This is a genomic window from Olsenella uli, assembly GCF_016899935.1.
In the GTDB taxonomy this organism is placed as follows: Bacteria; Actinomycetota; Coriobacteriia; order Coriobacteriales; family Atopobiaceae; genus Thermophilibacter; species Thermophilibacter uli_B.
In genome coordinates this window covers 341,381-363,126 of sequence record NZ_JACJJK010000001.1, presented here as the reverse complement: position 1 = coordinate 363,126, position 21,746 = coordinate 341,381, and the positions used below count along the sequence as shown (strand labels likewise).

Annotated in this window: 22 protein-coding genes; 17 read left to right on the top strand and 5 right to left on the bottom strand. The window is 70.6% G+C overall.

Annotation, left to right across the window (positions count from 1 at the left end; genetic code table 11):
- Positions 1 to 11: 11 nt before the first annotated feature.
- Both H6A07_RS01645 and H6A07_RS01640 read right to left on the bottom strand, forming a co-directional pair.
- On the bottom strand, positions 12 to 1,199 hold the full coding sequence (locus H6A07_RS01645; RefSeq protein WP_342636530.1) for an NAD(P)/FAD-dependent oxidoreductase: 1,188 nt from the start codon (positions 1,197 to 1,199) through the stop codon (positions 12 to 14).
- Between the two features lies 1 nt (position 1,200).
- Positions 1,201 to 2,076, bottom strand: a complete 876-nt coding sequence (locus H6A07_RS01640) for an Mrp/NBP35 family ATP-binding protein (protein WP_204812677.1) — start codon at positions 2,074 to 2,076, stop codon at positions 1,201 to 1,203.
- Between the two features lie 108 nt (positions 2,077 to 2,184).
- Between H6A07_RS01640 and H6A07_RS01635 the strand changes: the two genes are divergently transcribed.
- From H6A07_RS01635 to ybaK, 3 genes are all read left to right on the top strand, one after another.
- Positions 2,185 to 3,261, top strand: a complete 1,077-nt coding sequence (locus H6A07_RS01635) for an MBL fold metallo-hydrolase (protein WP_204812675.1) — start codon at positions 2,185 to 2,187, stop codon at positions 3,259 to 3,261.
- Between the two features lie 296 nt (positions 3,262 to 3,557).
- Positions 3,558 to 6,431, top strand: coding sequence for an excinuclease ABC subunit UvrA (gene uvrA / locus H6A07_RS01630; protein ID WP_204812665.1), 2,874 nt, complete (start codon positions 3,558 to 3,560; stop codon positions 6,429 to 6,431).
- A 4-nt stretch (positions 6,432 to 6,435) separates the two neighbouring features.
- The gene (gene ybaK, locus H6A07_RS01625) at positions 6,436 to 6,936 is read left to right on the top strand and encodes a Cys-tRNA(Pro) deacylase (RefSeq protein ID WP_204812657.1); all 501 of its coding nucleotides are present in this window, start codon (positions 6,436 to 6,438) and stop codon (positions 6,934 to 6,936) included.
- On the opposite strand, the gene murJ is transcribed toward ybaK, so the two are convergent.
- On the bottom strand, positions 6,933 to 8,603 hold the full coding sequence (murJ, locus tag H6A07_RS01620) for a murein biosynthesis integral membrane protein MurJ (protein WP_342636529.1): 1,671 nt from the start codon (positions 8,601 to 8,603) through the stop codon (positions 6,933 to 6,935). The genes ybaK and murJ overlap by 4 nt on opposite strands.
- 179 nt (positions 8,604 to 8,782) lie before the next feature.
- On the bottom strand, positions 8,783 to 9,055 hold the full coding sequence (locus H6A07_RS01615; RefSeq protein ID WP_204812656.1) for a ribbon-helix-helix protein, CopG family: 273 nt from the start codon (positions 9,053 to 9,055) through the stop codon (positions 8,783 to 8,785).
- Between the two features lie 52 nt (positions 9,056 to 9,107).
- Here H6A07_RS01615 and H6A07_RS01610 point away from each other — a divergent pair, with 52 nt between their 5' ends.
- Positions 9,108 to 9,371, top strand: coding sequence for a hypothetical protein (locus H6A07_RS01610; protein WP_204812652.1), 264 nt, complete (start codon positions 9,108 to 9,110; stop codon positions 9,369 to 9,371).
- A gap of 59 nt (positions 9,372 to 9,430) precedes the next feature.
- On the opposite strand, the gene H6A07_RS01605 is transcribed toward H6A07_RS01610, so the two are convergent.
- Positions 9,431 to 9,886, bottom strand: coding sequence for a hypothetical protein (locus H6A07_RS01605; protein WP_204812651.1), 456 nt, complete (start codon positions 9,884 to 9,886; stop codon positions 9,431 to 9,433).
- A 315-nt stretch (positions 9,887 to 10,201) separates the two neighbouring features.
- Between H6A07_RS01605 and hisG the strand changes: the two genes are divergently transcribed.
- The 13 genes from hisG to H6A07_RS01540 all read left to right on the top strand — a co-directional run bounded on the left by hisG (position 10,202) and on the right by H6A07_RS01540 (position 21,730).
- Positions 10,202 to 11,869 carry an ATP phosphoribosyltransferase gene (gene hisG, locus H6A07_RS01600; protein ID WP_342636528.1) on the top strand — a complete coding sequence of 556 codons (1,668 nt, stop codon included), beginning with the start codon at positions 10,202 to 10,204 and terminating at the stop codon, positions 11,867 to 11,869.
- On the top strand, positions 11,866 to 13,251 hold the full coding sequence (hisD, locus tag H6A07_RS01595; protein WP_204812649.1) for a histidinol dehydrogenase: 1,386 nt from the start codon (positions 11,866 to 11,868) through the stop codon (positions 13,249 to 13,251). The genes hisG and hisD overlap by 4 nt, the downstream gene beginning before the upstream one ends.
- Positions 13,252 to 13,253: 2 nt before the next feature.
- Entirely contained in the window at positions 13,254 to 14,345 is a 1,092-nt protein-coding gene (gene hisC / locus H6A07_RS01590) for a histidinol-phosphate transaminase (protein WP_204812647.1), read from the top strand.
- Positions 14,342 to 14,929 carry an imidazoleglycerol-phosphate dehydratase HisB gene (hisB, locus tag H6A07_RS01585; RefSeq protein WP_204812645.1) on the top strand — a complete coding sequence of 196 codons (588 nt, stop codon included), beginning with the start codon at positions 14,342 to 14,344 and terminating at the stop codon, positions 14,927 to 14,929. Before hisC ends, hisB begins: the two co-directional genes overlap by 4 nt.
- Positions 14,929 to 15,609, top strand: a complete 681-nt coding sequence (gene hisH / locus H6A07_RS01580; protein ID WP_204812643.1) for an imidazole glycerol phosphate synthase subunit HisH — start codon at positions 14,929 to 14,931, stop codon at positions 15,607 to 15,609. Before hisB ends, hisH begins: the two co-directional genes overlap by 1 nt.
- 113 nt (positions 15,610 to 15,722) lie before the next feature.
- Positions 15,723 to 16,457: a HisA/HisF-related TIM barrel protein gene (locus H6A07_RS01575; protein ID WP_204812641.1), complete on the top strand. Its 735-nt coding sequence runs from the start codon at positions 15,723 to 15,725 to the stop codon at positions 16,455 to 16,457.
- A gap of 186 nt (positions 16,458 to 16,643) precedes the next feature.
- Positions 16,644 to 16,811: an antitoxin VbhA family protein gene (locus H6A07_RS01570; RefSeq protein WP_204812639.1), complete on the top strand. Its 168-nt coding sequence runs from the start codon at positions 16,644 to 16,646 to the stop codon at positions 16,809 to 16,811.
- Complete coding sequence (locus H6A07_RS01565) at positions 16,801 to 17,460, top strand: Fic/DOC family protein (protein WP_204812637.1); 660 nt, start codon at positions 16,801 to 16,803, stop codon at positions 17,458 to 17,460. The genes H6A07_RS01570 and H6A07_RS01565 overlap by 11 nt, the downstream gene beginning before the upstream one ends.
- Positions 17,461 to 17,504: 44 nt before the next feature.
- Entirely contained in the window at positions 17,505 to 18,689 is a 1,185-nt protein-coding gene (locus tag H6A07_RS01560; RefSeq protein WP_204812635.1) for an aldo/keto reductase, read from the top strand.
- Between the two features lie 194 nt (positions 18,690 to 18,883).
- Positions 18,884 to 19,651, top strand: a complete 768-nt coding sequence (gene hisF / locus H6A07_RS01555; protein WP_204812632.1) for an imidazole glycerol phosphate synthase subunit HisF — start codon at positions 18,884 to 18,886, stop codon at positions 19,649 to 19,651.
- 60 nt (positions 19,652 to 19,711) lie between these two features.
- The gene (gene hisI / locus H6A07_RS01550; protein ID WP_204812630.1) at positions 19,712 to 20,098 is read left to right on the top strand and encodes a phosphoribosyl-AMP cyclohydrolase; all 387 of its coding nucleotides are present in this window, start codon (positions 19,712 to 19,714) and stop codon (positions 20,096 to 20,098) included.
- Positions 20,099 to 20,100: 2 nt separating this feature from the next.
- Positions 20,101 to 20,418, top strand: coding sequence for a phosphoribosyl-ATP diphosphatase (gene hisE, locus H6A07_RS01545; RefSeq protein ID WP_204812628.1), 318 nt, complete (start codon positions 20,101 to 20,103; stop codon positions 20,416 to 20,418).
- A gap of 103 nt (positions 20,419 to 20,521) precedes the next feature.
- On the top strand, positions 20,522 to 21,730 hold the full coding sequence (locus H6A07_RS01540; protein ID WP_204812626.1) for a coiled-coil domain-containing protein: 1,209 nt from the start codon (positions 20,522 to 20,524) through the stop codon (positions 21,728 to 21,730).
- Positions 21,731 to 21,746 lie beyond the last annotated feature (16 nt).

Below are 21,746 nucleotides of genomic sequence, written 5' to 3'. Positions count from 1 at the left end.
CGCCCGGGGACTCAGCCCGTTGCCGCAGCGCCCGCCGCGGCGCCTGCCACGAGGCCGCTCTTCCATGCCCAGGCGAGGTTGAAGCCCCCGCAGGCGCCGTCCACGTCGAGCGCCTCGCCGCAGGCGAAGAGCCCGGGCGCCGCGCGCGCCATGAGCGTCGCCGGGTCGAACTGGCTCGTGACCAGCCCGCCGCGCGTCACCTGCGCGCGCTCCTGCTCGGCCGGGCCGCGCACGACGAGGCGCAGGTCACGGGCAAGCTCGAGCGAGCCCCCCAGCGCCTCGGCGATCACGGGGTCGAGAAGCCCGGCGAGCCCGCCCGCCCTCTCGGCGAGCCGCCGCGCCCGGTCCCCGTCGAGCCCGTCCGTCAGGTCGAGCGCGATCACGTCGCCCGCGCGCGCGACGCGCGAGAGGTCGAAGACCGCGATCCCCGAGAGCCCGTAGCCGCGGAAGAGCACCTCGCCCTCCTCGCGGGCCACCTCGGCGCCGTCGCACAGGAGCCGCGCGACCACGTGCGCGCGCCGGCCGTCCAACTCAGCGAGCGACACACCGTCGGGACTCTCGCACGCGAGCGGGCAGAGCACCGGCTCGTAGGGCGCGCACGCAAGGCCCAGCGAGCGGGTGAGCTCCTCGCCGCCGCCAACCGCGAGCACCAGGGAGCGTGCGGTCAGCGCGCCCGAGCTCACGCCCGCATACGAGACGCGCCAGCCGTCCCCCTCGCCTGCCAGGCCGACGACCTCGCGCGCGGCCGCCAGCACGGCTCCGGCCCTCCGGGCGCGCCCGAGCAGCACCGCGCGCACCGAGGCCGCCTGGCGCGAGAGGGGATAGAGGCGCCCGCCCTCCTCCTCGGCCCAGGCGAGGCCGCATTCCCCGAAGAACCCCAGCACGTCCTCGTCAAAGCGCGGCCCGCAGACGGCCTCGACGAACGCCGGGTCGTTGTAGCGCTCCCACGCGAGCCGCGCGTTGGAGAAATTGCAGCGGCCGTTGCCCGTGGCGAGGATCGTGCGCCCGCACTCGGGTGCGTGCTCGAGCACCACGACGGACGCGCCCGCCCCTGCGGCCGCGATCGCCGCCGCGAGGCCGGCCGCCCCGCCGCCGACCACGCAGACGTCGCAGCGCGCGGGGACGCGCACGGCCCCCGCAGCGGCCAGCGCCTCCTCGCGCGCCCGCGACCTCGAGGTTCTTCTCGGCCCGCGCGCCACGTTACTTGTCCTGGCCGTGCAGCGCGTCCATGAACTCGGCGGTGCGCACGACGGCCTCCACGGCGTCCGGCAAGAGGCCCTCGGGGAGCTTGCCCTCGAAGGTGCCCGTGTCGCAGGCCTCGGCGAGCGCGGCGTCCATCGGCAGCTGCCCCAGCGCGTCCACGTCGAAGGCCTGGGCGGTCTCCGCGAGGCGGCTCGGGCCGTAGGGGTAGATCCTCTCGCCGCAGTGCGGGCACTCCACGTAGGCCATGTTCTCCACGAGGCCGAGCACCGGCACGTTCATCATGTTGGCCATGTTCACGGCCTTGCCGACGACCATCTGCACCAGGTCCTGCGGCGAGCTCACGATGACCACGCCGTCCACGGGCAGCGACTGGAACACGGTGAGCGCCACGTCGCCCGTCCCCGGGGGCATGTCCACGAGCAGGTAGTCCAGCTCGCCCCAGGCGCAGTCCTCCCAGAACTGCTTGATCGCGCCGGCCACGACGGGACCGCGCCAGAGCACCGGATCGCTCTCGTGCTCCAGTACGAGGTTGGCGCTCATGACCTTGATGCCGCCCTTCGTGAGCACGGGGACGATGAGGTCGTCCACGCCGCGGGCGCGCGCGTCTGCGAGACCCATCATGCGCGGGATCGAGGGACCGGTGATGTCGGCGTCGAGGATGCCCACGCGAGCGCCGCGCCGCGCGAGCTCCACGGCCAGGATGCCGCAGACGAGCGACTTGCCCACGCCGCCCTTGCCCGACATCACTCCGATGACGTGGCGGATGTTGGAGTAGTCGTTCTGCTGGAAGCCGGCCGGCTCCTGGGGCTGCTTCTGGCCGTGCAGCACCTCGTCGACCTCCTGGCGAAGCTTGTCCTGCTCGTTCTGGTCCATGCCGTTCCTCTCGTCGTGGCCCGTGTTTGCTCGTGTCAATTCTAACCAAGGTCCCCCGGATGGGGCATACTGGCGAGAAGAACGGTGTCGCTCGGAGGGAGGCCGCACATGACAGGCGACGTACGCGACGCGGACTGGGGGCAGGGCTGCGGCGAGAACTGCTTCACGCTCGACGGGGACGGCTTCACCTGCCACCGGGTGCTCGAGGAGCCCGAGGTCTGGCGCGTCGAGCTGCTCATGCACGACACCTTCCTGCCGTCGGTGAACGCCTTCGTGGTCCGCGACGGCGACGAGACGCTCGTCGTGGACTCCGGGACGCCGGACGACTTCAACGACACGCGCCTCATGCGGGCGCTCCTGGGCCTGGGCGTGGACGCCGAGGACGTCAAGGTCTTCTTCACGCACGCCCACATCGACCACACCGGGCTCGCGCGCGAGCTCGCCGCCGCGGGCGCCCGCGTGGTGGTCCCGGAGGGCGTGCTCGCCGACATGCGCCGCTTCGCCGTGCCGGCCTGGCGCGAGACGATGGTGCGGCGCCTGTGCGCGGAGGGCTTTCCCGCCGTCGAGTCCGCCGAGCTCGCCGACGTCATCTGGGATCACGCGCGCAACTTCGAGGCCGAGAAGATCGCGTTCGAGACGGTGGCGGCCGGCGCGGCGCTGCGCTGCGGGCGCTGGGAGCTCGAGGTCGTGCCGACCCCCGGGCACACGCCGGGGCAGTGCGCGCTCTGGGAGCCGCGCACCCGCACGGCGTTTCTCGGCGACGCGGTGCTCTTCCTGTGCTCCACGTGCATCGGCTTCTGGGACGAGGGCGAGGACCCCATCGGGGAGCAGGTCGCCACGCTGCGGCGGCTCGCCGCGTGCGGCGTCGAGCACGCCTTCCTGGGCCACGGCCTGCAGGGCGGCCCGCTCGCCGTGCGGTGCGAGAAGAACGCCGACCACCACGAGCGCCGCAGCGCCCGCGCGCTGGAGGCGATCCGGCGCGAGCCGGGGCGGGCGGGCCGCGAGCTGGTGGGCGAGATGGGCTGGCGCCTGCACCCGCAGGACTGGGCCGCCACGCCGGCGCTCACGAGGTGGTTTCTCGCCTCCGAGAGCGTGGCGCACCTCGATCACCTCGTGGCGACGGGCGCCGTCCGCCGCGAGCCCGACGCCGCGGGCGTGCACCGCTACGTCGCTGCGGAACGGTAGGTTTCTCGGGGCGCCCCGGTGTTCCTCCGGGAAGTGCGCTGCGCGGAACTTCCCTGCGGAACACCGGGACGCCTACGGCAACCAATCTTTCGCAGCGAGCGGCGACGACGGGGACGCCCGGCTCGCGGCGCCCGGCGCGCCACTTCGGTGCTGCTCGGTACCTAGTTGTTGGAGGTGATGGGCTGGGGGCATTCCGTAGGGAGGTTCCGCGAAGCGCACCTCCCGGAGGAATGCCCCCAGCCCCCACGGGCTACAATTACAAGGTTGGTCCGGCCGGCACATCCGAGGAGGGTCCCATGGCCCACGATTCGATCGTCATCCGCGGCGCGCGCGAGCACAACCTCGCCGACGTCGACGTTGACATACCGCGCGACAAGCTCGTCGTCATCACCGGCCTCTCCGGCTCCGGCAAGTCCAGCCTCGCCTTCGACACGATCTACGCCGAGGGCCAGCGCCGCTACGTTGAGTCGCTCTCCAGCTACGCGCGCCAGTTCCTGGGGCAGATGGACAAGCCGGACCTGGACTCCATCGACGGCCTCTCGCCGGCGGTCTCGATCGACCAGAAGACCACGAGCCGCAACCCCCGCTCCACCGTGGGCACCGTGACGGAGATCTACGACTACCTGCGCCTGCTCTTCGCCCGTGTGGGCACGCCGCACTGCCCCGAGTGCGGGCGCGTGATCGAGCGCCAGACCACCGACCAGGTGGCCGACAAGGTCCTCGAGCGCGCGCAGGGCCGCCGCGCCCTGGTGCTGGCCCCGGTGGTCCTCGACCGCAAGGGCGAGTACACCAAGCTCTTCGAGGACCTGCGCCGCGAGGGCTTCAGCCGCGTCCGCATCGACGGCGAGGTGCGCGAGCTCGGCGACGAGGAGATCCGCCTGGAGAAGAAGAACCGCCACAACGTGGAGGTGGTCGTCGACCGCATCGTGGTGCGCGAGGGCTCGCTCGGCCGCATCGCCGAGGCCGTGGAGCAGGCGACCAAGCTCGCCGCCGGCCGCGTGGGCTTCTACCTCCTGCCCGACCGCGACGACCCCGAGCGCCTGCCCGGCGAGCTCCTCAGCTACTCGCTCGCCCTGGCCTGCCCCGAGCACGGCCACTCGATGGACGACCTCCAGCCGCGCGATTTCTCGTTCAACGCCCCCTACGGCGCCTGCCCGGACTGCGACGGCCTGGGCTTTCGCAAGGTCGTGGACGCCGAGGCCCTGATCGAGGACCCCACGCTCTCCGTCGCGGGCGGCGTCTTCGGCAGCCTCTTCGGCCACTCCAACTACTACCCGCAGGTGCTCGCCGCCGTCTGCCGCCACCTCGGCGTCTCGGAGGAGACGCCCTGGAAGGACCTCCCCAAGAAGGTCCAGTCCGCCCTTCTCGACGGCCTGGGCACGACTAAGGTCCGCGTGGACTACCTCACGCGCGACGGCCGCAACACGCACTGGTTCACCTCGTTCTCCGGCGTGCGCACGATCCTCTTTGACAAGTACCAGGAGACCACCTCGGAGACCATGCGCACGCACCTGGAGAAGTACATCCGCGAGGTGCCCTGCTCCACCTGTCACGGGGCCCGCCTCAAGCCGGAGATCCTCGCCGTCACGGTGGGCGAGAAGAACATCTGGGAGGTCTGCGAGCTCTCCTGCCGCGACGCGCTCGCCTTCTTCGAGGCGCTCGAGCTCACCGACCGTCAGCGCTTCATCGCGGGCGCCGTGGTGAAGGAGATCGTCGCGCGTCTGCGCTTCCTCGTGAACGTGGGCCTGGACTACCTCACGCTCAGCCGCGCCGCGGCCACGCTCTCCGGCGGCGAGGCCCAGCGCATCCGCCTGGCCACCCAGATCGGCGCCGGCCTCATGGGCGTGCTCTACATCCTCGACGAGCCCTCGATCGGCCTGCACCAGCGCGACAACAACCGCCTGATCGAGACCTTGAAGCGCTTGCGCGACCAGGGCAACACCGTGATCGTGGTCGAGCACGACGAGGACACGATCCGCGCCGCAGACTACGTGATCGACATGGGCCCCGGCGCCGGTGAGCTGGGCGGGCGCGTGGTCGCCGCCGGTACGCCGGATCAGATCGCCGCCTGCCCGGACTCCATCACGGGCGCCTACCTCACCGGCGCCCGCCAGATCCGTCTTCCGGAGAAGCGCCGCAACCCGCGCAAGGGCGCCATCAAGATCGTCGGCGCCTCGGCCAACAACCTCAAGAACGTGACCGCCAAGGTGGAGCTGGGCACGCTCACGGTGGTCACGGGCGTCTCGGGCTCGGGCAAGAGCTCGCTCGTCACCGACACGCTCGCGCCCGCGCTTACCAACGCGGTGCACCGCTCCAAGCGTCCCGTGGGCCCCTACAAGAAGCTCGAGGGCGTGGAGAAGATCGACAAGGTCATCGACATCGACCAGTCGCCGATCGGGCGCACGCCGCGCTCCAACCCGGCCACCTACATCGGGCTCTGGGACGACCTGCGCGCGCTCTTCGCGTCGCTGCCGGAGAGCCGCGCGCGCGGCTACAGCCCGGGGCGCTTCTCGTTCAACGTGCCCGGCGGCCGCTGCGAGGCCTGCAAGGGCGATGGTCAGATCAAGATCGAGATGAACTTCCTGCCGGACGTCTACGTGCCCTGCGAGGTCTGCCACGGCAAACGCTACAACCGCGAGACGCTCGAGGTCCTCTACCATGGCAAGTCCATCTCGGACGTGCTGGACATGACCGTCCATGAGGCGTTGGCCTTCTTCGCCAACATCCCGCGCATCAAGAACAAGCTCCAGACCCTCTATGACGTGGGCCTGGGCTACATCCACCTCGGCCAGCCCGCCACCACGCTCTCCGGCGGCGAGGCCCAGCGCGTCAAGCTCGCCAAGGAGCTGCACCGCCAGCAGACCGGCAGGACCTTCTACATCCTGGACGAGCCCACCACGGGCCTGCACTTCGAGGACGTGCGACAGCTCGTGGAGGTGCTCGAGAAGCTCGTTGACGCCGGCAACACGGTGCTGGTGATCGAGCACAACCTCGACGTCATCAAGATGGCCGACCGCGTGCTCGACATGGGCCCCGAGGGCGGCGACGGCGGCGGCATGGTGGTCGCCTACGGCACGCCCGAGAAGGTCGCGGAGGTCCCGGAGAGCTACACGGGCCAGTTCCTGCGCGAGATTCTCGCGCGCGACCGCGCCCGTCAGGCGGGGGAGTAGGCCCGTGGCGCGCCGGGAGAAGTTCCAGAAGACCAACGCGATGCGCGAGCTGGAGACGGCCGGCGTGCCCTTCTCGCACGTGACCTACGAGGTCGACGAGACGGACACCTCGAGCGAGCTCGGGCTGCACATAGCCCAGATGCTCGGCGAGGACCCGGCGGCGAGCTTCAAGACGCTCGTGTGCGTGACGCCGGCGGGCGGCCACGTGGTCTGCTGCCTGCCGGTGGCCGACGAGCTCGACCTCAAGAAGGCGGCTGCGGCGGCGGGCGAGAAGAGCCTCAGCCTGATGCATGTGCGCGACCTCGAGCCGGTCACGGGCTACGTGCGCGGCGGCTGCTCGCCGGTCGGCATGAAGAAGCGGTTTCCCACGCTCATCGACGAGACGGCCCAGCTCTTCGACGAGATCCACGTCTCGGGCGGGCGACGCGGCCTCAGCCTCACGCTCGCCCCGGACGACCTCGCGCGCTTCTGCGACGCCGCCCTCGCCGACATCGTACGGGGCTAGCGCCGCAGGACGCGCCGCGCCAGGCGCCGGATCATCTCCGCCTCCGGCACGTGCAGGAGCATGCCGCCGCCGTAGGTGACGAGGAGGGCGGGAACCCCCGCGAGCACGCAGTAGGCGGCCGAGCGGAGGAGCGAGCCCATGCAGTCCCCGACGACGGAGTCGAGGACGCGCAGAATGAGCGCCCCCACCAGTGCGCCCGCCAGGCCGAGCGCGAGCGCGCGCAGGGCGGAGGCAAGGAGGCCGCCGAGCCCGATGTGCCCGAGCGCCCGGTGAAGGCTCGCGAACATGACGACGCAGAGTGTGACGAAGAAGAGGGTCGAGGAGAAGGCGACGAAGTTCAGCCCGACGACGGGGGTGAACACCAGCAGCGTTACCACTTGGACGACGGCGGCCGCCGCGTTGGCAAAGGCGCACAGCATCATGCGCCGCATCGCCGAGGCGACCTTCTGCAGGTACATATAGACCGCGTAGAAGGGGAGCGAGATCGCGTACACGGCGAGATAGGAGGCCGTCATGGCGAGGGCCTCCTCGGAGAAGCTGCCCGCCGCGAGGATCGATATGAGGGGCACCGAGAAGACGATCAGGTAGAGCATGAAGGGGACCGAGAAGAACAGGATCTGCCCCGAACCCGAGACGATGCCGCGCGCGAATGACGTGCGGTCGTCACGTGCCCAGTAGTCGGAAAGCTCCGTGAACATGGCCGTGGTGATGGGGACCGTGAGGATGGAGTAGGGCAGCGTATACCACAGGCGCGAGTAGTAGGTGATCGAGGCGCCCGTGGCCTCGACGGAGAGCGCCGAGGTCGACTGGACCGAGGTGGTGACGAACGAGGCGACCACCACGGCGACGGAGGGGACGCCGATCCTGAGGGTCTCCTTCAGCAGAGGGTCGTGCAGGTCGATGCGGAAGCGCAGGCGGATGCCGTGGCGAAGCATCGGGGGGATCTGCAGGACGACCTGGACGGCCACCCCGAGCGGGTTGCCGAGCGCGAGCATGAGGAGCGCGAGCTGGGGGTTGGAGTCGGCGAGCGCGGCGTAGGCCAGGAAGGAGGCGGTGGTCACGAAGTTGTTGAAGATGGGAGCCGCCTGGCCCCAGAAGTAGTCGCGCTCGGCGTTGAGCACACCCGAGAAGATCGACGACAGGGCGTAGAGCACGACCTCGATCACGAAGAACCGGAAGAAGTAGACCGCGAGGTCGAAGTCGAACTCGTCGGTCGCGGTGAACGACTGCGTGTAGACCATCTGCGCGGCAAAGACGAACCCCAGGACGGCGACGGCGCCCATGACCACGAGCACGATGGAGACGAGGTTGGAGGTGTAGGCGCTCGCCCCCTCGGCGCCGGCGCGCTTCTTGACCGTCATGTAGACCGGAAGGAACGCCGTGGTCAGCATGCCGGCGGCGACGAGCTCGTAGAGCTGGTTGGGGAGGTTGTTGGCCACGGAGTAGCAGCTGGCCATCACCGTGACGCCGATGGCGTAGGCCTGGCCCCAGGTGCGCAGGAACCCGGTGAGGCGGCTCACGATCACCAGGACGCTCATCAGCGCCGCGCTGCGGCCGACCTGCTCCTGCGTGGCCGGCTCCGACGGGCCCTCGGGACGGGGCGTCCCGGCGTCGGCGGCCGTGGCCTCGACGGGCGTCGAGGACCTCATGTGCTTCGGCTGATACACGGACCCGTGGCCCACCTCTCGTCCCCCTTCGCGTCGGCGGCACAACGTTTTCATAGTGCCACCAACGCCCCTGCGGGCGAGGTCGCGGCCGAGAAGTACGGCCAGACTCCACACACGGCGCCCCGAGCCGGCTCCGGAGGGCACAGGACCGCTACGTCTCCTCTCCGGGTCGCATGAGGCTAGGCGCCGTCCTCGTCGAGGTCGCGCTCGATGAGCTGGCGCAGTCGCTGTGAGCGCGTCTGACCGTTCCTGGCCGCCTTCGCGTCAAAGGCGCGCACTTCCGACTCGGGCACCCTGACCCCGATGAGCTTGAGCTGCTCCGAGCTTATGCGCGGGCGCCCCACCAGCACGCGGCCCCATCTTCCAGGGAGCTCGCCGCGCTCGAAGCGCTCAGCCAGCTCTTCGATGTCCCGGTCGGTGAGGGCGTCGCCTCCCTGCGTGATGTACTCCACGATGCGCCTCCTCCAGTTCGCGCAGCACCTTCTTCGTCGGCGGGGTTCGGGCATGGTAGACCAGCGTGACCCCGTCCTCCAAGACGGTTCCGATCATTTCCAGAGCTCGACCGCGTCCGTCGTATCCCAGACCGACGAGCGTCGGTCGTGGCAGGTCGGCGCCGACGCGCTCGCCGATGGCGAAGGCGTCGAGCCAGGCCGTCCGCACGTCGAGGTCCGTGAGTTCCGGATGACGTCGATGGATGCGTTCATGGATCAGGATGAGTTCCTTCCTCATGGCGCACCTTTCGTTAAACAGAACGTTATACAAAAATAGAAGGAGGTGCAAGGGCAAGCCCGGCGGGCGGCGAGTCGCTGCCGCCCGCCGGGACCCGCTCAGTTGTGCACCACGAGCTCCTCGACGTGGCTGATGAAGATTCTCACGCCCCGTCCCGCGTCGGCCCCGAGCAGAAGGCCGCTCTCCGCGACCGAGGGCCGACCTCCCGTCCAGTCGTCCTCGGCGCCCGAGTCGCCCTCGTCCTCCCCCTCGCGCTCCCGGAGGTTCTCAAGGAGGGTCCGCTCGGCGTCCGTCACCTCGTCGGGGTCGTCCTCGCCCTCCTCGACCGTGGGGTCCGGCATGGAGACTCCGAGCGCGTAGACGTCGCTCAGAATCTGCTGCCGGCGCTCGATCGTGCGGTCGAGCACGAGGTTGCGGACCGCCTCGATCGTCTCGGGCTCGTCCACCTCCTCGGGCCTGAGCGCGATGACGATGGTGTCCTCAGGCGCGTCGTCCACCTCCCCCAGGCCTCCGCACGTCACGATCACGCGGGCCTCTTTCCAGTGCAGTGCCATCCTGTCTCCCTTCTCTCGCCCTATGGGGGTGCCGAGCGTAGCAGGGGAGGGCGCGACCCCGTCTTACGGGTGGCCGACGGGTGACTAACGGCGCAGCTTGGGCGTGGCGTGCACGCTCGTTGGTTCGAGAAGTTGTAGGCATGAGGCCTCTTCTCGCCCGCCGGCGGCGCGGCTTTCGCCCGTGGAGGATTTCGGCTCGTCTCCCGGCGCGCGGGGTGGCGCGGGCTCGTCCGTCCGCCGCCTTGCATCGTCACTTTAGTGTGCTAAAGTAGTCGGGGCAAAACCGAGACGGGTCCCGGCCCGAAGGGAGCACCTGTGATCGCAAAAACGCCGCGCGGATTCCGCGACATCCTTCCCCAGGAGGCGCTCGCCCGCGAGCGCATCTCCGACGTCGTGCGGGGGTGCTTCTCCGAGCACGGCTACCTCCCCGTGGAGACGCCGCTTCTCGAGGAGCGCTCCGCCCTCGAGCGCGGGGGCCGCATCAAGGACTCCGCCTTCCAGCTCTTTGACACCGACCAGACGCTGCTCATGTTGCGCCCCGACCTCACGCTGCCCGTCGCTCGCCTCGTGGCCGGCCGCGTGGCTGCCGGGGACCTCCCGGCCCGCCTGCGCTACAGCGCCCCGGTGGTCCGCGAGGAGCCGAGCCTGCGCGGCCAGCCGCGCCAGTTCACGCAGCTCGGCGTCGAGCTCGTGGCGCAGGACGGCACCGCCTCGGAGGCCGAGGTCGTGCGCCTGCTCGCGGAGACCCTCTCCATGCTCGAGGTTCCCGCGTGGCGCATCGTCTTCGGCTCGCCCGTGCCCGTGACGGCCCTGCTCGACGCCTGCTCGCCGAGCCCCGCGTTCTCCGAGCGCGTTCGCGACCTCGTCCACGAGTCCGACCTCGTCACGCTCGACGAGGTAATAGCCGCCGAGAAGGACCTCGACCCGACGGCCGGCCGCGCCCTCTCCGAGGTCTGCCGCATGGGCGGCGGCATCGAGGTGATCGCCCGGCTCGACGCCCTTCTCGCCGACGCCGGCGTGCCCGCCGCCGCGCGCGGCACCGCCGAGCTCGCGGCGCTCGCCGAGGAGCTCTCCGACCTCTTCGAGGCGGGCCGGCTCTCCTTTGACTTCTCGATCATCAACTCGTTCGACTACTACACCGGGATCATCTTCAAGGGCTACGCCGAGGGCATCGCCGCGAGCCTCGCCTCGGGCGGCCGCTACGACGCGGTCCTCGCCAACCTGGGCCGACCGGGCCTCGTGGCCTGCGGCTTCGCGCTCTCGCTCGAGCGCCTCCAGGAGGTCCTCGGCGAGCCGGGCGAGTCGGGCGTGGTGACGCCGGGCGTGCGCCTGGCCGAGCGGCCGCTGCGCGTCGCGGTGCCCAAGGGCTCGCTCTTCAAGGACACGGTGCGCGCGCTCGCGGCGGCGGGCCTGCCCACCGCAGAGCTGGAGAACCCGGGCCGGCGCCTCGTCGTGCGCGAGGGCGACGTGGAGTACGTGATCGTGCGCGCCCAGGACGCTCCGGCCTTCGTGGGCCACGGTGGCGCCGACTGCGGCTTCTGCGGCACGGACTCGCTCGTAGAGGCCGACCTCGACCTGCTCCAGCTCGTGGACATGGGCTACGGCGCGTGCCGCTTCGTCGTGGCGGAGCCGGCCGGCAGCGCCGGGGAGGCCGAGCGCAACTACGCCTGGCGCGGCACCGTGCGCGTGGCCACCAAGTACCCGCGCATCACGCAGCGCTACTACGACTCGATCGGCCAGCAGGTGGACATCGTCACGCTGCACGGTAACATCGAGCTGGGCCCGATCGTGGGCATGACCGACCGCATCGTGGACATCACCGCCACCGGCACCACGCTCGCCGAGAACGACCTCGTGATCGTCGACGAGGTCATGGCCTGCTCGGCGCGCTTCTTCGCCGGACCGGCGGCGTACCGCTGCGACCGCAGGATTCGCGACCTCGCCGCCCGTCTCGCCGAGGTTAGGAAGGGGAGTGCGTCATGAGGACGGTAACGCTCGAAGGGGGCGCGCGCCTCACCCAGGCCGACCTCAACCGCTCCGGGGTCCTCCCCGCCGAGGTCATGGACGCCGCCGAGAAGATCGTGGACGACGTCCGCGCGCGCGGCGACGCGGCGGTGCGCGACTACTGCCTGCGCTTCGACGGGGCGTGCCCGCGGGACTTCCGCGTGCCGGACGAGCTGGTGCGCGGCGCGCTCGACGTCGTGCCGGCGGAGTTCCTGGCCGCGCTCACCCGGGCGCGCGACCAGATCCGCGACTTCCACGAGCGCGAGCGCGAGCAGTCCTGGTTCACCACCCGCGCGGACGGCACGATGCTCGGCGTCAAGGTGACGCCCGTGGCCTCCGCTGCCGTCTACGTGCCCGGCGGCCGCGCCCAGTACCCCTCCACGGTCCTCATGGACACGATCCCGGCCAAGGTCGCAGGTGTCCCGCGCGTGGTCATGGTGACGCCGCCCCAGGCGGACGGCACGCTCTCCGCCTACACGCTCGCCGCTGCGGCGCTCGCGGGCGTTGACGAGGTCTACGCCGTGGGCGGCGCCCAGGCGATTGCCGCCGTGGCCTACGGCACCGAGTCCGTCCCGGCGGTCGAGAAGATCGTGGGGCCGGGCAACGCCTACGTGGCGGCCGCCAAGCGCTACGTCTCCGGCGACGTCGGCATCGACATGGTGGCCGGCCCCTCCGAGGTCTGCGTGCTCGCGGACGTCGAGGCCGCACCCGAGGTGGTGGCCGCCGACCTCATGGCCCAGGCCGAGCACGACCCGATGGCGAGCTGCTACCTCGTGACCTGCGACGCCGGCCTCGCCGAGCGCGTGGGGGCCGCCATCGAGACGCTCGTCTCCCAGAGCCCGCGCGAGAAGATCACCCGCGCGAGCCTCGCCGAGCGCGGCGTGGTCGTGGTCTGCGACACGCTCGACGCCGCCGTGGACGCGATCAACGTGATCGCCCCCGAGCACCTGGAGCTTCACTGCGCGGACGCGCTCGCCCTGCTCGGCCGCGTCCGCAACGCCGGCGCGATCTTCGTGGGCCCCTGGAGCTCCGAGCCCCTGGGCGACTACGTGGCCGGCCCCAACCACACGCTGCCCACCGGCGGCACCGCGCGCTGGGCCAACCCGCTCGGCGTCTACGACTTCCAGAAGCGCTCGAGCGTGATCTGCTACACGCCCGAGGGCCTGCTCGCGGACGCCCCCGCCACGCAGACCATCGCCCAGGCCGAGGGTCTCTGGGCCCACGCGCTCTCCGTGGGCATCCGTCGCCGCCTGGCCGAGGGAGGCGACCTCGACGTCGTGGACGTCCATCGCGTGGCCTGGCCGGAGGCGCTGTCGGCGCCGGTGGGCGTCCCGCTGCCCGGCTTCGAGCGGAGGAACTAGCCATGGCAAAGAAGTGCCTCGACGTGACGGCGCGCCTGCGGCCCGCGCTGCACGGCTTTGAGCCCTACGACCCGCGCTTCTCCCCCGTGCGCGTGAATCTCTCCGCGAACGAGAACACGCACCCGCTGCCGGCCGAGCTCGTCGAGGCCGTGCGCGACGCCGCGACCGCCACGCCGCTCAACCGCTATCCCGACCCGATGGCCAACGCCCTGCGCGACGCCCTGGCCGCGCGCCACGGCACGGACCGCGCCCACGTGATCGTGGGCAACGGCGGCGACGAGCTGCTCTTCAACCTGCTCTTCGCCTTCGGCGGCCCCGGGCGCGCGGTCGTCACGTGCCCGCCGGACTTTGCCGAGTACGCCAACTTCGCCGCGATGTGCGAGACGCCGGTCGTGGCCGTACCCCGCGACGCGGAGGACTTCTCCGTGGACGCCGAGGCCCTTCTCGCCGCCGCGCGTGGCGCGGCCCTCGTGATCCTCACGTCGCCGAACAACCCCACGGGCGGCCTTGCGGACCGCGCGCTCGTGGGGCGGCTGCTCGCCGAGACCGAGGCACTCGTGCTCGTGGACGAGGCGTATGTGGAGTTTGCCGGCGAGGACAAGAGCCTCGTGCCGCTCGTGGCGGACAATCCGCGCCTCGTCGCGCTGCGCACGCTCTCCAAGGCCTTCGCCCTCGCCGGCCTGCGCGTGGGCTACCTCGTGGCGGATCCGGCCGTCGTGGACGCCCTCGGGGCTGTCCGGCAGATATACTCGGTAGACGTGCTCGCGCAGGCGGTCGCGCTCGCCTTCGTGGAGCGGCGCGACCTCCTCGTCCCCGTGGTGGCCGACATCGTGGCCGAGCGGGAGCGGCTGGCCGCCGGGCTCGCGGGGCTGCCCGGGGTGCGCGTGTGGCCCTCCGCCGCCAACTTCGTGCTCGCGCGCGTGCCGAACGCCCACCGCACCTGGGAGCGGCTGCGCGACGAGCACTCGATCCTGGTGCGCGACTTCAGCTCCGCGCCGGGCACGCAGGACTGCCTGAGGCTCACCGTGGGCACGCGCGAGGAGAACGACGCCCTTCTCGACGCGCTCGCGGTGCTCACAAGGGAGGAATCATGACAAGGACCGCAAAGGCCGTGCGCGCCACGTCCGAGACGGACATCGGGCTCTCCGTGGACCTCGACGGCACAGGCGCCTACGACGTCGAGACCGGCGTGGGCTTCTTCGACCACATGCTCTGCGCGTTCGCGCGCCACTCGCTGATCGACCTCACGGTGCGCGTCAAGGGCGACACCGAGGTCGACGACCACCACACCGTGGAGGACACGGGCATCGTGCTTGGCCAGGCCCTGCGCGAGGCGCTCGGCGACAAGCGCGGGGTGCGCCGCTTCGGCTCGGTCCTGGTGCCGCTCGACGAGGCGCTGGTCCTGGCCGCCGTGGACCTCTCCGGGCGCGGCGGGCTCTACTGGGACGTGCCGATCGGTCCCGCCAAGGTGGGCACCTTCGACACCGAGCTCGCGCAGGAGTTCTTCGTCGGCCTCGCGCGCGAGGCGGGCATCACGCTCCACCTGCGGCTCGTTTGCGGCGAGAACGCGCATCACATCATCGAGGCCACGTTCAAGGCGGCGGCGCGGGCCCTGCGCGCGGCCGTCGAGAGCGACCCGCGCGTCGACGGCGTCCCCTCCACGAAGGGGGCGCTCTGATGGCGGCCAGCGGCACGGCGGCGCCGATCGTCGTCGTTGACTACCACAAGGGCAACCTGCGCTCCGTCGAGCGGGGGCTCGCGGACGCCGGCGGGACAGTCCTCGTGAGCGACGACCCCGCCACGATCGCCGGCGCGGCGGCGCTCGTGCTGCCCGGCGTGGGGAGCTTCGGCGACGCGATGGCGTACCTGCGCGAGAGCGGCGAGGACGAGGCGATTCTCGCCGCCCTGCGCCGGGGCGCGCCGTTTCTGGGCATCTGTCTGGGGCTGCAGCTCCTCTTTGACTACGGCACCGAGTCGGGCGACGGCGCGCCGGCCGCAGGCCTCGGCGTGCTGTCCGGCGGCGCCACGCGCCTGGAGTCCTCGCGCCTCAAGGTGCCCCACGTGGGCTGGGACGAGCTCGACCTCACGCCGCTCGGTCGCACGTGCCCGCTCTTCGAGGGCGTGGCCGAGGGCGCGCACGTCTACTTCACGCACTCCTACGCGCTCGCCGACGACGTGCCGGCCGAGGTCGTGACCGCGCGCACGCACTACGCGCGCAGCTTTGCCTCTGCGGTCTGGGACGGCGCCAACACCTACGGCGTGCAGTTCCACCCCGAGAAGAGCTCGGCGGTGGGCCTCCAGATCCTGCGCAACTTCGTCCGGCTGGCGGGCTCTGAGGGGAGCGCCCGCCCTAATTAACGTACATAATTTGCAATGTGCGTTATTTTTCCCTGCGGATATGTGTAGTTGAAGCAAAATATGTACGTTGTTTGCGACGGTCCGTCCGGCGACGCGACAAGGAGGAGCGCAACATGATCCTGTTCCCGGCGATCGACCTGGTGGGCGGGCGCGTGGTGCGGCTCGCGAACGGCGAGCGCTCCCGCATGGACGTCTACTCGGACGACCCGGCGGCGGTGGCCGAGAAGTTCCGTGACGCCGGGGCGAGCTGGGTGCACGTGGTGGACCTCTCCGCCACGCTCGAGGAGGACGAGGCGGCCCGCGCGGCCAACGACGCCGCGATCCGCGCGATCTGCGCCGTGGACGGCATCTCGGTGGACGCCGGCGGCGGGGTGCGCTCGATGGCGGCCGTGGAGCGCCTGGCCGCGCTCGGCGTGCGGCGCATCGCCATCGGCACGGCTCTCGTGCGCGACCCGGCCTTCGCCGAGTCGGCGGCCCGCGAGTTCGGCGAGCTCGTCGTGGCCGACGTCGCGGCGCGCGACGGTCAGGTGCGCGTGAACGGCTGGCGCGAGGGCGCGGCGCTCTCGGCCGACGAGCTCGTGGCGCGCCTCGCCGAGCTGGGCTACCGCCACCTGGTCTTCACCGACGTCGCGCGCGACGGCATGCGCTGCGGCGTCGACGCTGCGGCCTATCGCCACGTGGCCGAGGTCGCGGGCTTCCCCGTGGTAGCCTCGGGCGGCGTCGCGAGCCTGGACGACCTCCGCGCGCTCGCGGCCCTCGGGCCGGACGTCATCGAGGGCGCCATCACCGGCCGCGCCCTCTACGAGGGGTCCTTCTCGCTCGCGGACGCCCTCGCGGCATGCCGGTAGCGCACCCCTCGCGCTTTGCGTTCGAGGGCGTCTCATCCTATACAATCGACGTAGAGCCGGCGCTTGCTCGTAGTTTGCCTCAGGTTGGCCTGGACTCGAGTCGCTCAAAACGAAAAACGGCCCTCCCTGGGGACGTGCTCATATAGAGGGTATGAGGGGTTGACAGCTGTGGACCGCAGAAGACTTATGGAAGAGGCCATTCATTCGGGAGAGATGGAGGGCGCATACGTTTCCGATGAGTTCCGTGAGGACGCGGATGAGTACGTAAAGGGTGACATCTCCATCGAGGACCTGATGAAGAGGACAAAACGTCGCTGGAGAATTGACCGTAGGGAGTCCGCGCATGCCGGATAAGTTCGTCGACCCCTACCTCGATCCCGAGACCGGCGTTCTGAGCAACCTCGTTGGGGCAAGGACCTACGACGACCTCGCCCGAGCGGAGGGGGAGTTTGCATCGCTGCGAATGGGCGAGCTGATTGAGCGCGGGGATTTGCATCCTGCTGGCACGCTGGATGATTTCTGCCGCATTCACCACGCATTGTTCCAGGACATATATGCGTGGGCGGGGTGCGTCCGCACGGTCGAGATTCGCAAGAACGTGGACGGGGCGGAGTTCTTCTTGCCGTCGACCAACATCGCCATGGGAATGGAGTGGTCCCGCTCCGAGCTCCTTGGAGACAAGATGCTCAAGGGGCTGGAACGCTCGGCGTTCCTTGAGCGGCTTGCGTATCACTATGACAACTACAACTTCGTTCATCCGTTTCGCGAGGGCAACGGCAGGACACAACGTGTGTTCTGGACGTTGCTCTGTCACGATGCGGGATACGACCTTGACTGGCGGCTGGTCTCCGGCGAGGAGAATGACGAGGCGAGCCGCTCGGCGGCGGAGGACAGGGACTACTCACAGCTGATTCGCATGTTTTCCAAGATCGTCACACCGTGTGACCCGTCAGCTCCCATCAACCGAGAGCTCCTTGCCGCAAATCATCTGCATGAGGAGTGACGTTGCCAGAAACGGTGCTCGGGAGAGACGCGAGGGAGGTAGCCATGCAGTACCGCGTGAACCCCAGAAACGGCGAGCGCATCTCGGCGCTCGGGCTCGGGTGCATGCGCTTTCCGGGCGCGCTCGGCCGTCCCGACGCGCGCCAGGCGCGCCAGATCATCGCCCGTGCGGTCGAGCGGGGCATCAACTACCTGGACACTGCCTACCTCTACCCGGGCAACGAGGCCTGCGTGGGCGCCGCCCTCGAGGAGCTGGGCGTGCGCGACCGGGTGCTCGTGGCGACCAAGCTCCCGCACGGCTCGGTCCGCACCGCCGCCGACCTCGACCGCATCTTCGACGAGCAGCTGCGCCGCCTGCGCACGGACCACGTGGACTACTACCTCATCCACAACGTCACGAGCCCCGGCCAGTGGGAGCGCCTGCGCGGGCTGGGCGTCGAGGGCTGGGTCGCCCGCCAGCGCGACGCGGGCCGCATCCGGCAGATCGGCTTCTCCTACCACGGCAGCGCCGGGGACTTCCCCGTGGTCCTGGACGCCTATGACTGGGACTTCTGCCAGATCCAGTACAACTACGCGGGTGAGAGGTACCAGGCGGGCACCGCCGGCCTGCGCGCCGCAGCAGCGCGCGGCCTCGCGGTCTTTGTCATGGAGCCGCTCCTGGGCGGCCGCCTCGCCGACCGCCTGCCCGACCGTGCCCGGCGCATCCTCGACGCGGCCGCCACGCCCGAGCTGGCGACGCCTGCGGCCTGGGGCCTCAGCTGGGTGTGGGACCACCCCGAGGTGACGATGCTCCTCTCCGGCATGGCGGCGCCCGAGCAGGTCGAAGAGAACGCCGCCGTCGCCGAGCGGGCCCTCCCCGGCTCGCTCACGCCCGAGCAGCACGAGGTCATCGCGCGCGTGGTCGCCGAGTTCGAGCGCGCCAACCGCGTCCCCTGCACCGGCTGCAACTACTGCATGCCCTGCCCGCACGGCGTGAACATCCCAGGGTCCTTCTCGGCCTACAACGCGAGCTACGCGCACAGCTGGTTCACCGGCGCGTGGCAGTACTACGCCGCGAGCGCGGTCCGCACGGCGGAGCCCAGGCTCGTGAGCAACTGCGTCGGCTGCGGTGCCTGCACGCGCAAGTGCCCCCAGCACATCGACATCCCCGCGCTCCTCGCCGACGTGGGCCGCCGCTTCCAGCCGGGGCCCGTCGGCTGGGCCCTCAGGGCCTGGGCCCGCCGCCGCTGATCGTCCATGTTACGACCCGGGAGCGAGACGCCCCCTCACCCCCAACCTTCGGTAAGCTTGCCAACATGGACCCTCCGTGCGGCTGGGGCCTCGCCGTTCTTCTCGGCAGGGCGAGTCGCGCAGCGAGCGAACGCAGTGAGCGCCGAGCCGTGCGAGAGGTGCGGCGAGGCCCCGGACGGACCCGAAAGGAAGCCATGCTGACCAAGCGCGTCATCCCGTGTCTGGACGTCAAGGACGGCCGTGTGGTGAAGGGCGTCAACTTTGTGGGCCTGCGCGACGCGGGCGACCCCGTGGAGCTGGCCCGCAGATACGACCGCGAAGGCGCCGACGAGGTCGTCTTCCTGGACATCACCGCCACCTCCGACGATCGCGCCACCACGATCGAGCTCGCCAGCCGTGCCTCGGCGGAGCTGCGCATCCCCTACACGGTGGGCGGCGGCTTCCGTGACGTGGCGGGCTGCCGCACGATGATCGCGGCGGGCGCCGACAAGGTCTCGCTCAACTCGGCCGCCGTGCGCGACCCGAGCCTCATCACCGCCGCTGCCACCGCCTTTGGCTCCCAGGCCGTGATCTGCGCGATCGACGCCAAACGCGTGGGGCGCGAGGACCGCTGGGAGGTCTACCTGGCGGGCGGCCGAAAGGCCACGGGCATCGACGCGGTTGCCTGGGCCGAGGAGGCAGCCCGGCGCGGCGCGGGCGAGATCCTGCTCACGAGCATGGACCGCGACGGCACCAAGGACGGCTTTGATCTCGCGCTCACCCGCGCGGTCGCGCGCGCCGTGCCGATCCCGGTCATCGCGTCGGGCGGCGTGGGCACGCTCGAGCACTTCGCCGAGGGCATCCTGGAGGGGGAGGCGGACGCGGTCCTGGCCGCGAGCGTCTTCCACTTTGGCACGTTCACGGTTCGCCAGGTCAAGGAGTACATGGCCAGCCAGGGCATCCCGGTGCGCCTGGACTTCTGAGGTCCTTCTCGCCCAGCGGGTTTGCGGTCTCTGAAGTCAGACGAAAAGAGAGGGGACAAGATGGGAGATCAGTATGCGGGCGAGAAGGTCGAGCCGCTGGCGGCGGACGTCGCGAACGTGCGCTTCGACGAGCGCGGGCTGGTGCCCGCCGTGGTGCAGCAGGCGGGGACCGGCGAGGTCCTCATGGTGGCGTGGATGAGCGCGGAGTCGCTCGCCCTCACGCTCGAGACGGGGACCACCTGGTTCTGGAGCCGCAGTCGCTCCGAGCTCTGGAACAAGGGCGCCACCAGCGGCAATATGCAGCAGGTGCGGCGCGTGCTCGTGGACTGCGACGCCGACACGCTGCTCGTGGAGGTGGACTCGCCGGGGCCGGCGTGCCACACGGGGCACAGGAGCTGCTTCTTCCGGGAGCTTGTGGGAAACACGGACGAGAAGGACGGGGAGTAGACATGGGTGAGCGCACGGAGAACGTGGTCAACGGGGACCTGGGGGAGACCGTCGCCGGCCTCGCAGCGGTGATTCACTCCCGGGTTGACGCCTCGCCGGAGGAGTCGTACACGGCGCGGCTGCTCCAGGGCAAGGAGGACAGCCTCCTCAAGAAGCTCACCGAGGAGGCGACGGAGGTCGTGATGGCGTGCAAGGACCGCGACCACGACCACATCCGCTACGAGACCGCCGACCTCGTCTACCACCTGCTCGTCACGCTCGAGCGCTACGGCGTGACGCTCGAGGAGCTCGCCGGCGAGCTCGACGCCCGCAGGCACTAAGGGTCGCGCCCGCGCGTCTTTATGGATTGTGGAATGTTCCTCGTCGCGGGGCAGACTTGCTATGATGGCTAGAAGTCCTACATCCGCCACGGGAAGGTACTACATGAACCACATACGAGCTTTTTCCGCGTGCGCGCCCTCGCATCGTATCGCGCGTGGGGTCTTTACCGGGTCCATCGCCGTCGTCCTCGGCCTTTCCGGCATCTTCTCCGCACCCGCCGTCGCGGGCGCGGCCACGTCCGACGAGATCTCCGGGGAGCTGGCGACGGCCCAGCAGAAGCTCGACGACCTCACCTTCGAGCTCGAGCTCGCCCAGGCCAAGGCCGACGAGACCGAGACGCAGCTCACCGACACCCAGGATCAGATCTCCCAGCTCGAGGACCAGATCGCCGAGACCACCGAGGAGCTCGAGGACGCCCGTGCGGCGCTCTCCGACCACGTCTCCGACTTCTACAAGAGCGGCGGCGTCCTCTCCCTCACCGACCTGGTGCTCTCCTCGGGCTCCTTCGAGGAGCTGACCTCCAACATCTACTACGCCGGCAAGGTCGTCGACGCGGAGAACGAGCAGATCCAGAGCGTGCAGCAGCTCCAGGGCGAGCTCGAGGGCCAGCAGTCCGAGCTCTCCGAGCAGGAGAGCGAGCTCCAGGACCTGCTCGAGCAGCAGGAGGCCGACGCCGCGAGCCTCGCCTCGGCCCAGAGCGAGGCGCAGTCCTACGTCGACGGCCTCTCGAGCGAGCTCCAGGAGGCCCTCGCGGCCGAGCGCGCCGCCGAGGCCGAGCGCCAGCGGCAGGAGGCCGAGAGCATCGTCGCCGAGGACCCGCAGCAGCCCGCTCAGGGCGGCTCCGGCGGCGGCACCCCCTCCGGCGGTGCCCCGTCGGGCGGCGGGACGACCTCGGGCGGCGGCTCCTCGCAGGGGGGCTCCGGCAGCCTCTCCTCCTCGCAGCGCTCCACGATCGTGAGCGCGGCCAAGTCGCAGCTGGGTGTCTCCTACGTGCTGGGCGCGTGCAGCCCCGGCGTCGCCATGGACTGCTCGGGCCTCTCGAGCTACGCCTACGCGCAGGCGGGCATCTCCATCCCGCACCAGTCCGGCGCGCAGTACCGCATGGTCGTCAACGCCGGCAACCTCAAGTCCAGCGCCTCGTCGCTCTCTGCCGGCGACCTCGTGTTCTATCAGAGCGGCGGCGTCATCTACCACGTTGCGGTCTACATCGGCGGCGGGATGGTGTGCCACGCCAACGGCTACGGCTCGGGCGTCGTGATCACCTCCGTGTTCCTTGACAGCGGCTTCTGCGGAGGCGGGAGCCCCGTCTAGGGTTCTGACAGGCAGG